The sequence below is a fragment of the Streptomyces minutiscleroticus genome (assembly GCF_014650875.1).
GTDB lineage: Bacteria > Actinomycetota > Actinomycetes > Streptomycetales > Streptomycetaceae > Streptomyces > Streptomyces minutiscleroticus.
The window spans coordinates 17819-28318 of the sequence record NZ_BMVU01000069.1 but is presented as its reverse complement, the minus strand read 5'-3'; the positions used below and the strand labels follow the sequence as shown (position 1 = coordinate 28318).

The 10500-nt window shown below is 71.9% G+C and carries 11 protein-coding genes and 2 pseudogenes; 9 read left to right on the top strand and 4 right to left on the bottom strand.

Annotated features, from left to right (window positions below; translation table 11 throughout):
* Positions 1-303 (bottom strand): helix-turn-helix domain-containing protein (locus IE271_RS35385; protein WP_190194577.1); only part of this gene is annotated, 303 nt, incomplete at its 3' end.
* Between IE271_RS35385 and IE271_RS43470 the strand changes: the two genes are divergently transcribed.
* Both IE271_RS43470 and IE271_RS35375 read left to right on the top strand, forming a co-directional pair.
* Complete coding sequence (locus IE271_RS43470; RefSeq protein WP_268256263.1) at positions 275-865, top strand: ATP-binding protein; 591 nt, start codon at positions 275-277, stop codon at positions 863-865. The two genes, IE271_RS35385 and IE271_RS43470, sit on opposite strands and share 29 nt — an antisense overlap.
* Before the next feature lie 57 nt (positions 866-922).
* Positions 923-1254 (top strand): annotated as a pseudogene (locus tag IE271_RS35375) (IS701 family transposase); the annotation flags it as partial.
* A gap of 178 nt (positions 1255-1432) precedes the next feature.
* Here IE271_RS35375 and IE271_RS35370 read toward each other — a convergent pair.
* Positions 1433-2647, bottom strand: a complete 1215-nt coding sequence (locus tag IE271_RS35370; protein WP_190194574.1) for a glycosyltransferase — start codon at positions 2645-2647, stop codon at positions 1433-1435.
* 238 nt (positions 2648-2885) lie between these two features.
* On the opposite strand from IE271_RS35370, the gene IE271_RS43465 reads away from it, so the two are divergent.
* Positions 2886-3017 (top strand): hypothetical protein, encoded by a 132-nt coding sequence (locus tag IE271_RS43465; RefSeq protein ID WP_268256262.1) that lies wholly within the window; start codon positions 2886-2888, stop codon positions 3015-3017.
* A 226-nt stretch (positions 3018-3243) separates the two neighbouring features.
* On the opposite strand, the gene IE271_RS35360 is transcribed toward IE271_RS43465, so the two are convergent.
* Positions 3244-4179 carry an NADP-dependent oxidoreductase gene (locus tag IE271_RS35360; protein WP_190194572.1) on the bottom strand — a complete coding sequence of 312 codons (936 nt, stop codon included), beginning with the start codon at positions 4177-4179 and terminating at the stop codon, positions 3244-3246.
* Between the two features lie 89 nt (positions 4180-4268).
* Between IE271_RS35360 and IE271_RS35355 the strand changes: the two genes are divergently transcribed.
* Both IE271_RS35355 and IE271_RS42665 read left to right on the top strand, forming a co-directional pair.
* Complete coding sequence (locus IE271_RS35355) at positions 4269-4649, top strand: winged helix-turn-helix transcriptional regulator (protein ID WP_190194571.1); 381 nt, start codon at positions 4269-4271, stop codon at positions 4647-4649.
* 386 nt (positions 4650-5035) lie between these two features.
* Positions 5036-5313, top strand: a pseudogene (locus IE271_RS42665) (ISAzo13-like element transposase-related protein); the annotation flags it as partial.
* Here the strand turns inward: IE271_RS42665 and IE271_RS35350 are convergent.
* Complete coding sequence (locus IE271_RS35350; protein ID WP_190194570.1) at positions 5304-5825, bottom strand: cupin domain-containing protein; 522 nt, start codon at positions 5823-5825, stop codon at positions 5304-5306. The pseudogene IE271_RS42665 and the gene IE271_RS35350 sit on opposite strands and share 10 nt — an antisense overlap.
* A 137-nt stretch (positions 5826-5962) precedes the next feature.
* Between IE271_RS35350 and IE271_RS35345 the strand changes: the two genes are divergently transcribed.
* The 4 genes from IE271_RS35345 to IE271_RS35330 all read left to right on the top strand — a co-directional run bounded on the left by IE271_RS35345 (position 5963) and on the right by IE271_RS35330 (position 10499).
* Positions 5963-6397, top strand: a complete 435-nt coding sequence (locus tag IE271_RS35345) for an RrF2 family transcriptional regulator (protein WP_190194569.1) — start codon at positions 5963-5965, stop codon at positions 6395-6397.
* A complete protein-coding gene (locus IE271_RS35340) occupies positions 6394-7311 on the top strand; it encodes a DsbA family oxidoreductase (protein WP_190194568.1) in 918 nt (305 codons plus the stop codon). Before IE271_RS35345 ends, IE271_RS35340 begins: the two co-directional genes overlap by 4 nt.
* A gap of 512 nt (positions 7312-7823) precedes the next feature.
* Positions 7824-9416, top strand: coding sequence for an ABC transporter substrate-binding protein (locus IE271_RS35335; protein ID WP_190194567.1), 1593 nt, complete (start codon positions 7824-7826; stop codon positions 9414-9416).
* A gap of 51 nt (positions 9417-9467) precedes the next feature.
* Positions 9468-10499 (top strand): ABC transporter permease, encoded by a 1032-nt coding sequence (locus IE271_RS35330; RefSeq protein ID WP_190194566.1) that lies wholly within the window; start codon positions 9468-9470, stop codon positions 10497-10499.
* Position 10500 lies beyond the last annotated feature (1 nt).

Below are 10500 nucleotides of genomic sequence, written 5' to 3'. Positions count from 1 at the left end.
ACCGTCGGCGGCGGTGCTGGTGATCACGTCGTGCCGGTACAGCACCGCCCGGATCGCCTCCAGCTCGACGGCGTCCACCCGTTCGGCGTCGGCCGGGCCCGACAGCAGCCACACCAGCGGGATCCGCAGGACGCGGGCGGCGTTCTCCAGGACGGACAGGCGGGGATCGGCCTGCCGCACCCCGGACTCCAAGCTCTGCACCCACCGCCGGGACTGCCCCATCAGGGCTCCGAAATCGGCTTGCGTGAGGCGGCGGCGCTCGCGCCAGTAGGCGATGCGCCGGCCGACGGCGTACCCGTCCATCCCCTTCGACCCCCGGGACGCAAGGCACACACTCTGTGTGCCCACCACTCGTTGTACTCCCCCTAGCGTTCCGGCATGGGCGAGTCCAAGGAACCACCCCAAAAACGCCACCGAGCCTCTTGGGCGGCCGGCCGTGCCCGGCCCGGAACAGCCGAGCTACACCGTCCCGATAGCGCGGAGCGCGGAAGCCGCGCGCGCCATCCGGCTGATGGCCCGCGTGGTGATGTCCGAGTGGGGTCTGCAGCACCTGGCCGGCGAAGCGGCCCTGCTGCTGTCCGAACTGGTCACCAACGCCGTCCGCCACGCCCGCGGCACCCCCCTGCGCATCCAGCTCACCCGGCAGGCGGAGCACACGGTGTATCTGGCCGTCGTCGACTACGCGCCCCGCCGTCTGCCGATCCCGCGCGTGCCCAACCCCGACGAGGACTCGGGACGGGGCCTGTACCTGGTGCAGGCAGAAGCCGTCCGGTGGGGTTGCGATCTCCTGGGCGCCCCCGCACACCCGTGGGGCAAACGCGTGTGGGCGGTACTGGAGGCCACGACAGAGACGACAGCCCGGTGAAAGCACAGCGCATCGAGGCCGTACTGCTGGTGAGCGTCACCATGATGCGGCTTCGGCGGAAGCCTGCCCCCGGTGTGGCTGCTGGCCGAATGGCTTGACGGCGAGGACGCCCCGCCCCGCTTCCGCTGTCCGGCCTGCCCGACGACACCCCGCTCGCCGATCCGGTGCGGCCGGCGAAGATCCGCCGGCGCTTCGAGCACGACTACCGCGACCTCGCACACGGCCTGGGCCCGGACCGCTTCGAGGGCCGCTCCTGGACCGGCTTCCCTCACCACGTCACCCTCGTGAGCGCCGCCCACGCCTTCCTGGCCCAACAGCGCCCGGCCCCGAAAACCGGTGCACCGGTCTCACTCTCCACCAGGTCCTCGATGCTCTCCAGAACATCCTGAGGTGCTGGACCGGCGTCTGCGCCACCTGCCGGCAGCCCCTGCCCGGAACCCGCAGATCAGCACCGACTCCACGGAGCGCTACTGGACGGCCTGCACCCCCACAGATCCACCGTCGCCGAACCACCGCCAGGGGCGGAGTGCCCCGGGCAGCCCGGCGCAGCAGCACGACGATGCGACTTCACCCGTCGTTCGCCGAGCCGATGCGGGAGAGCAGCGAAGCGGTGCCGTCCTCTGCGGCGATCCCCCGGGCGAGTTCGGCCGCGCGGCGACGGTGGGACGGCTGGGACAGGCAGGCCGTGATCGCGTCGCCGAGGGCCTCGGCGGTGAGCTCCTGGAACGGCACAGGTCGCGGGGCGACTCCCAGCGCGTACAGCCGGGACGCCCAGAACGGCTGGTCGGCCATGACGGGAACGGGCACGGCGGGCACGCCGGCCCGCAGTCCGGCTGCGGTGGTACCTGCCCCGGCGTGGTGGACGACGGCGGCGGTGCGCGGGAACAGCCAGTCGTGCGGGACGTCGCCGATGGCCAGGACGTCGGCGCCGCAGCCGTTCAGACCGGCCCAGCCCGCCTGGACCACCGCACGCACACTTGCCCGCTTCACCGCAGCGGCCACCAGCTCACTGAGCCGTTCCCCCTGTCCCGCCGCCATACTGCCGAACCCGATGAACACCGGGGGCGGACCGGCCTGGAGGAAGTCGACCAGTTCGGCCGGGGGCTGCCAGCCGTCCGGCCGCGCGGGCCACCAGTAGCCCGACACCTCGGCCCAGGACGGCCAGTCCTCGGGGCGCGGCACCACCAGCGGGCTGAAGCCGTGGAAGACCGGCCGGACGTCCGCAGGTGCCGAGGGCGCGTCGGCGGGCAGCCCGAGTAGGGCACGCAGCCGGGTCGCCGCGCCCGCGAAGACCCCTTCCGCGCGCTTCAGCACGTCCCGGCCCGCGGCGAGGTTGCCCTCCGGTCCCAGGTCATCGGTGCTCCGCGCGTTGGGCAGCGGGAACCGTCCGGTGGCGAAGGACGGTGCGAGGTAGGTGCCGATGACGGGGACGCCGGACGCTTCGCCGGCCATCCGGCTGAGCGGTGCCGGGCCGAAGGCCGTGAGCAGCAGGTCGGCTCCGCCCGCCACGGCCTCCGCCACCCCGTCGGCGAGCCCTTCGGCGTACGCCCTCGTCAATGCCTGGGCCTCGTCCCACGACGCCGCCCGGGCCCAGTCCCGGATCAGTCCCTGCGGGTCCCCCGGCACGGGCCGGTGGTCGAGACCGCATCCGCCGACGAGTGCGGCGAAGGACGGGTGAGCGGCCACGGCGACCTGATGGCCCGCATCCAGCAGACGCCGCCCCAGTCCCGTGAAGGGCGCGACGTCTCCGCGTGAACCGGCGGTGATGATCAGGATGCGCATGGAGCCAGTCTCCTCGTCGAGTACCGTCCGGCCGCCGTCGCAGGCCACGGGGATCCCGCAGCCTATCCGGCTGTCGCGGCCAAGAGTCGATGCACGCGTGCCGGAGGCGACCCCGCCAGCCGCATCGACCCCGAGGGACTGCTCTGCCTCGGCGGAGGAACCGGCTACCTGTACACAGGACGAGACAGAGTTTTCCGTGCCGTACAAGCCGTTTTTGCCCGAGGAATGGGGGATTCGAGTGGGTGATCGGGTCGATCTCTCCTGTAAAGGGCTGGACCAGTTGCCGGTCCGGCTGCTGGTGATCGTGGCCGTCGTGGTGTTCTCCTGGATCGCTGTCCTGATCGTCAGAAGGAAGGACCGGGGACTGTAGTGCGGTGACCGGGTCCGCGCGGTCCACATGGCGTGGACCGCGCCGACCGCGCCGACCCGGGAATCGCCCGACGCCGAGGTCGGGGTGCGTCTCGCGGGGGCCGTCCGCAGGGACGGCCCCCGCGGCGTCCAGGGTGAGGGGGCGGTCGCTCGTCAGCCGCGACGGCCGCAGCCGGTGCGGGAGCGGCTGTCGCGACATCGGCTGTCGGCGTTCGTGTGAACGTGGATCAGACGGTAAGGACGAGCTTGCCCCGGAGGTGGCCGTCGTCGAGCAGCCGGTGCGCGTCGGCGACGCGCTCGAAGGGGAACGTCTCCTGCACGTGGACCCGGAGCCTGCCCTGTTCGACGAGCCCGGCGAGACCCCGCAGAGCCACCGGATCGGGGTCGACCGCGATGCCGCTGAAGCGCATGCCGGCCGCCTCGTACCGGGCGATGAGCCCGGGTTCCCCCTCCGCGACCGCCGTCACCAGGTGACCGCCCGGGCGGAGCACCTCCAGGGACCGCTCGACGGTGTCGCCGCCGATCGTGTCCAGCACGACGTCGACGTCGCGGACCGCTTCGGCGAAGTCGACCGCCGTGTAGTCGATCACCTCGTCGGCGCCGAGCCCCTCGACGAACTCCCGCTTGTCCTCGCGGGCAGTCGTGATCACGTGCGCCCCGAGAGCTTTCGCGATCTGGATCGCGACGTGACCGACACCGCCGCCGCCACCGTGGACGAGCACGCGGTCGCCCTCGCTCACGCCGGCGAGGTCGACGAGCCCCTGCCACGCCGTCAGCCCGACGACCGGCAGCGCCGACGCCTCGACATGTGAGAGCGTCGCCGGCTTGCGGACCAGGTGCAACGCCGGCGCCGACACGACCTCGGCGTACGCGTTCGCCGCCCGCGGGAACAGCGGCATCCCGAACACCTCGTCGCCGGGCCTGAACCGCCACGTCTGTGTCTGCGGCGCTTCCTGGACCACGCCGCTGATGTCCCAGCCGAGGATGAACGGCGGCCGGCCGATCAGCGGGAACTCGCCGGCGCGCAGGCGCGCCTCCAGTGGGTTCAGCCCGATCGCCTTGACACGGACGAGGACCTCGGTCGGGAGGGGGCGGGGCTCGGGCGCGTCCACGATGGTGAGCACCTCGGGACCGCCGAGCGCCTGCTGGGTGATGACTCGCATGACTCTCCTGGCTGTGGAGGGGGAGAGACCTCAGGCTACGAAGACGACAGGAACCGGCAGGTACCTCTGGCGCACCTACCATTGGGCACATGAGCGGCTTCCGTCCCGGTGATTTCTTCCTCGCCGACTGTCCGGCGCGTCTGGCGGTCGAGCTGATCGCCGACAAGTGGACGGTGGTGGTGCTCTACGGGCTGAGCAAGGGACCGGTGCGCCATGGCGAGCTGATCGGGCTGATCGGCGGCATCTCCCGCAAAGTCCTCACCCAGACGCTCCGGCGGCTCGAGGCGCACGGGCTCGTCCGTCGCCACGCCTATGCCGAGGTGCCGCCTCGCGTCGAGTACGAGCTCACCCCGCTCGGGGCGACGCTGATCGATCCGATCCATGTGCTGACCGAGTGGGCCAGGGCGAACGGCGACGCAGTGCTCGACGCACTCGACGCCGATTCCGACCCGGTCGCCCGCAGCGCCTGAGCCCCGCTGAGGGGCTGTATCCTCTCGGCCGCGGACCCGGTGTCGGCCCGGTCGGGCTCGCCTGCGCGGGCTCTCGACGCGTCGGACGGTCCGCCGTATCAGGGGGCTCGGCACGACCGGTCGTCTCGCGGGTCCCACCCGAGGCGCGGTGCAGGAGGTCAGCCGGTTTCCGCTGCGGACCGACGAGCACGGCGAGCCGTACGACGACCTCGGCCCCTTCTGCGTGGCCGACCGCGACGCCGACGCCACCGCCCTCGGCGACTTCGAGGTCCCCTTCAAAAGAAGCAGGGCCATGGGGCACTGCCATGACAAGGAGCCGCCGAGTGCCCGCGGACCTGGTGTCCCGGACGCCCCTGACGGAAGGCCGCACAGCTCAGTACCGGCAACGCGCCTGCCGCCCCACGGTCATTGCGGACGCCGGCGGGTCCAACGGCTACCGCATCCGCGCCTGGAAGACCGAACTCGCCGCGCCGGCCACCGAGACGGTCGGGATCCCACGGTCCGCCGCATGCCGCCGGGCGCTTCGAAGTGGAACGTGATCGAGCACCGGCTGTTCCCCTGCATCTCCGTGAATCCGCGCGGCCGACCGCTGACCGGCCGCGACGTCATCGTGGACAGCATCGCGGCGACCACCGTCCGCACCGGGCTGAAGGTTCACGCCGAGTTCGGCCCGGTGTCTTCCGCCGGTAGCGCGTACAGGTGGGGGAGGTTGACCACGATCGCCTCCTGGGTGCTGCGGGCGATGACGACTACGGCCTCCTCGCCGGGGTCGGGGTTCTCCTCCCGGTGCGGCACGAACGGCGGGACGAAGATGTAGTCGCCGGGGGAGGTGCGCAACCGTACCTCCTCGGGTCTCTCGCCGGAGTCGTCCAGGAAGACGAACTCGGGGTGCCCGCTCACCACGTAGATCGCGGTCTCGGACTCGCCGTGGTGGTGGTCGGAGGAGGAGGTCGCCGGGGCCACATGGGTCTGGCCCATCCACAGCTTCTCGGAGCCGACGGTCCCGCCGCTGACGGCGGCGAACCTGCGCATGCCGCCGGTCTGGGCCGTGTCGCCGTCCAGGGCGTCGGCGCGGATGTGGTGCAGGCGGGTGCGCAGGGGCGCCGCCGGCTGCTCGGGGGTGTCGTGGAGGTGGGGGTGGAAGCCCTCGCCTGGGGCCGTCAACGGCTCGCTCATGGCGGGACGCTATGGCGGTGCCGAAAAGGATGTCAAGAGGTGTCTTTTGGCTTTGACCTGCTGCAATGTTCCCGCAATGAAAGGGGATGGTCGGCGAAGTCCCTCGGCGGCGGCAGCCGGTCGGGCATGATGGGCGCATGCATATCTCCGCGAAGGCGGACTACGCCGCGCGTGCTCTGCTGGAGCTGGCCCGTGAGCCTGCTCGTCCGCTCACCTGCGAGGCCATCGCCTCCTCGCAGGAGATTCCCTTCCGGTTCCTGAAGTCCGTGGTGGGCGAGTTGCGCAAGGCCGGTCTGGTGCGCAGCCAGCGCGGCTGCGAGGGCGGGTACTGGCTCGGCCGGCCCGCCGGTGAGATCACACTGTTGGACGTCGTGCGTGCCGTCGACGGCGAACTGATCACCCTGCGCGGTGAGCCGCTGGCCGGGCTCGGCTATCCCGGGCCGGCGGCGGGGCTGCCCGGCGTGTGGCGCCGGGTCGAGGCGGACGCGGCGGCGGTCCTGGGCGGGGTGACCCTCACCTCGCTGCTGCCCGCCGGGTCGGCCCAGGAGCCGGTGCGCAAGGGAGCCGCGTGACGGCCGCGCCGGATCCGCCGGTGGTCGAAGTGGTGGAGTACACCGACCCGTTGTGCCCGTGGGCCTGGGGTTCGGAGCCCGTCTTCCGCCGGTTGCGGGCGGTGCTGGCGGACCGGGTGCGTTGGCGCCGCGTGTACTGCGTCCTGTTCGACCACGACGACGACCCGGTGCCCGACCCGGCCGCGGAGACCGCTTGGTACGCGCGGTACGTCGAGGAGATCACCGGCCACACCCGCGCCCCTCGCGCGGTGCGTCTCAGCCGTGTCGCGGCGAGTTCCTGGCCGTCCTCGCTCGTCGCCAAGGCCGCCGAGCTCCAGGGTGAGGAGGTGGCCGATCGTGTGCTGCGGCGGCTGCGGGAGACCGTCTTCGTGCTCGGGGTGCCCGCGGACACGTCCGCGCTGGCACTGTCCGCGGTGCGGGGCGTTGCGGGTCTGGACCCGGAGCGGCTGGCAGCCGACGCGGCGTCCGGCGCGGTCCTCGAGCGGGTGCGAGCCGACCGGGCCGAGGCGCGCCGCCCGGTCCGCGAGGTGCTGTCCGTACGGGACGGATCGCCGCACTCCGGTGCCGCCAAGGAGACCGACGGCGGCGGGTACCGGTACGCGCTGCCGACGGTGCTGGTGCGTGCCGGCGCCGGGCATCGCGCCGTGCCCGGCTGGCGGCCCTACGAGGAGTACGCCGCGGCCGTCGAGGAACTGCTGCCGGGGCCGCCGCCGTCCGTGGGGACGATGTCTCCGGCCGAGGCGTTGTGGCGCTACCGCAGTCTGACCGATCCCGAGCGGAGGGCCCTGACCGAGGGGGCGTGGCCTCCGCCGGGCGTGGTCCGGGTGGAGACCGGCAACGGCCCGCTGTGGCTGCACCCGGACGAGGCCGCGACGCATCCGGTGCTCCGCCGCAGCGCTTTCGAGGCGTCCTGACCGGCCTCTGACCTGTTGTCGGAGGCCGTCCCGCCCAATGAGACACCTTTTGGTGTCCATTGACAGTCGCGGAGAGCTGCCGCCAGGATGTGCAGCATGCTCACGACGCACCCCGGTGTGGTGTGCCGCTACGTGGATCTGCGGCGCACCTGCAGCGCCCTCTGTCGCTGACCGACCGCCGCCCACGGCCCACAGGCGCCTGACCGCTCTCTCACCGGTACCGGCCGCCCGCTTCCCGGCCGGGCCGCGTCCGTTGCCCACGCGCCTTCGTCCCCGCGTGCCCGCGCCTTCGCGCTCGGCCGCCCCGTCCTCTTCGCCTTCCGGTCCGCCTCCGCGAACCCACCGACGCCCCATGCCCTGAGCGCGGCGTGCCCGACGTGTGCACCGAGACCGTCGTCGGCGTGCCCGTGTGCGGACGGGCCCACGGCCGGTGCGGATGCGTGCCGCCCTCTGCTCCTCGGCCCCGTCGCCCACGTGCGGCTGCGGGTCCGGGCCCGTCAGAAAGAAACGAGATGTCCGGACGACTCACGCCCCGACGCCCCGAACCGACCCCGCGACCCCTCCGGAGGGCCGGCCGGCCGCGCGTCCGCCGACTGCGCGGCGCGGCCCTCGGGACCGCACTCGCCACCCTGCTCGTACCCGCCCTCGGCGCGTGCGCCGGCGGTGACGCCGCCGCCTCGGGCGGTGGCGCCACGCTGAAGTGGACCTCCTCCTACTTCCCCACCCACTGGGACCCGGTGGTCGGGGGGAGCGGCGCTCAATTCAGAGAACTGGCGCTCGTCTACGCCTCGTTGACGCGCACCGACGAGAACGGCGACGCCGTCCCCGACCTCGCCGAGAGCTGGGAGTACAACGACGAGGGCGACCAGGTCACCTTCCACCTACGGTCCGGTCTGAAGTTCAGCGACGGCGAGCCGGTCGACGCCACCGCCGTCAAGGCCGCCGTCGAGCGGGCCAAGGAGCAGAAGAACTCCGCGCTCTTCGGCGACCTGACCTCGATCGAGTCGGTGGAGGCCGAGGGGCTGGACGCGGTCGTCCACCTCAACCAGGTCGACTACCAGATCCCGCAGCTGCTCGGCCAGCGCGTCCTGCAGATCGCCAGCCCCGAGGCGGCGAAGTCACCGGAGGAACTGGACCAGAACCCGGTCGGCGCCGGGCCGTTCATCGTCACGCAACTGGTGCCGGGCACCAAGGCGGTGCTGAAGAAGAACCCCGCGTACTGGGACGCGAAGAACATCCACATCGACAACGTCGAGCTGACCTCGGCCCCCGACGCCGCCACGGTCGTCTCCGGCCTGCAGACCGGCGTCTACAACTTCGCCGACATCGACCCCAGCCAGGCGGACGCCGCCAAGAAGGCCGGACTCGACGTCTTCGTCCAGCCGGGCTTCAACGCCTCCAACATCAGCCTGAACGTCAACAAGGCGCCGTTCGACGACGGCAAGGTCGTCGACGCCGTCCGGTACGCGGTCGACCGCCAGGAGTTCGTCGACAAGCTGACCTTCGGCTACGGCGAGGCGACCGACCAGCCGTTCCCCAAGGGGTACGTGGCCTACGACCCCGAGTCGGAGAACACCTACCCCTACGACCCGGCGAAGGCCAAGAAGCTTCTGGCCCAGGCGGGATACAGGGCCGGTGAGCTCAAGCTCGACCTGGTCGTCCCCGCGGAGGACCCCCAGGCGGAGATCGTCCAGTCGCAGCTGGGCAAGGTCGGCATCACCGTCGACATCAAGATCGACAAGAACTGGGCCACCCCGTTCTTCGCCAAGGACCTCACGTTCTCGCTGTACTCCACGACCGGCCGCGACTCCGCCGTGCAGACCCTCACCGCCCACTTCGGCCCCGACGGACCGCTGAACCTCAGCTCGCCCTACGAGCCGAAGGGCTTCGAGGCGGCCGTCGCCAAGGTCCGCGAGACCCCGCTCGGCGCACCGGAGTACACCGAGACGCTGCGGGCGGCCACCCGGGCCGGTCTGGAGAGCAGGGCGCTGGTCTTCACGTACTCCTCGCCGAACCTCATCGCCAAGAGCAAGTCGGTCTCGGACCTGCCGAAGAACCCGGCCCACATCGACTGGACCGGTGTGACCATCTCCGGCGGCAACTGACCCGCCCGCACCCGCCGGTCCCTCACAGGAACACAGAAAGGAGGCGATCCCATGACGACGACCCAGGCACCGCCGAACGCACCGGTGCCGCGTCGCAGAGGCGCCCGGACCGGGACCCGGCACACGCCGGTCCGCGTCCTGGCCACCCTCGCCCGGTCGGTCGTGGTCTTCGTGCCCGTCTTCCTGGTCGCGACGTTCGTGACGTTCGCGCTGCGGTCGATGAGCGGGCTGAGCCCGGCACGCATCCAGCTGGGCGAGGAGGCCACCCCCGAGGCGATCGCCAGGGTGGAGGCCCAGTGGGGGCTGGACCGCCCCTTCCTGGTCCAGTACTGGGACTGGTTCGGCGGAGTCCTGCAGGGACAGCTCGGCGCGAGCTGGACCAATGGCGCCGACATCTCCACCCTCATCGGGCTCGGTCTGGGCGTGAGTCTGTCCGTCGCGACGTTCGCCCTGGTCATCGGTGTGGTCCTGGGCTTCGTCCTGGGCACCGTGGCGGCGCTGCGGCGCACCACCTGGATCGACCGCGCGATCACCGGTCTCGTCACGCTGATCTCGGTGATGCCCGCCTTCGTCGTCGGCATCGTGCTGGTCACGGTCCTCGCGGTCGGGCTGCACCTGTTCCCCTCCGCCGGCTACGTGCCCGCCGAGCAGGGGATCGGGCCGTGGCTGGCGCACATCACCCTGCCCGCGCTCGCACTGAGCTTCGACGTGATCGCCGATGTGGCCCGCCAGCTGCGTACCGGTCTGATCGCGGCCTACCGCGAGAACTACGTGACGGGTGCGGTGGTGCGGGGACTGAGCCCGCGGCGGGTCTTCTTCGGGCACGTGCTGCGCAACGGCCTCGGCCCGGTGCTCGCCACCCTCGGACTGAAGTTCCCCGCGCTGGTCGGCGCCTCCGTCGTCACGGAGTGGATCTTCGGGTTGCAGGGCTTCGGCCGGTTCGCCAACGATTCCGCCCAGGCCGGCGACGTACCCGCCGTGCAGGGTGTGCTCGTGGTGTCGATCGTCCTGGTCGTCGCCTTCAACCTGGTCGTCAACCTGGTGCTGGCGCGCGTGACGCCGGCCGCCCAGAGGGGGGTGTGAC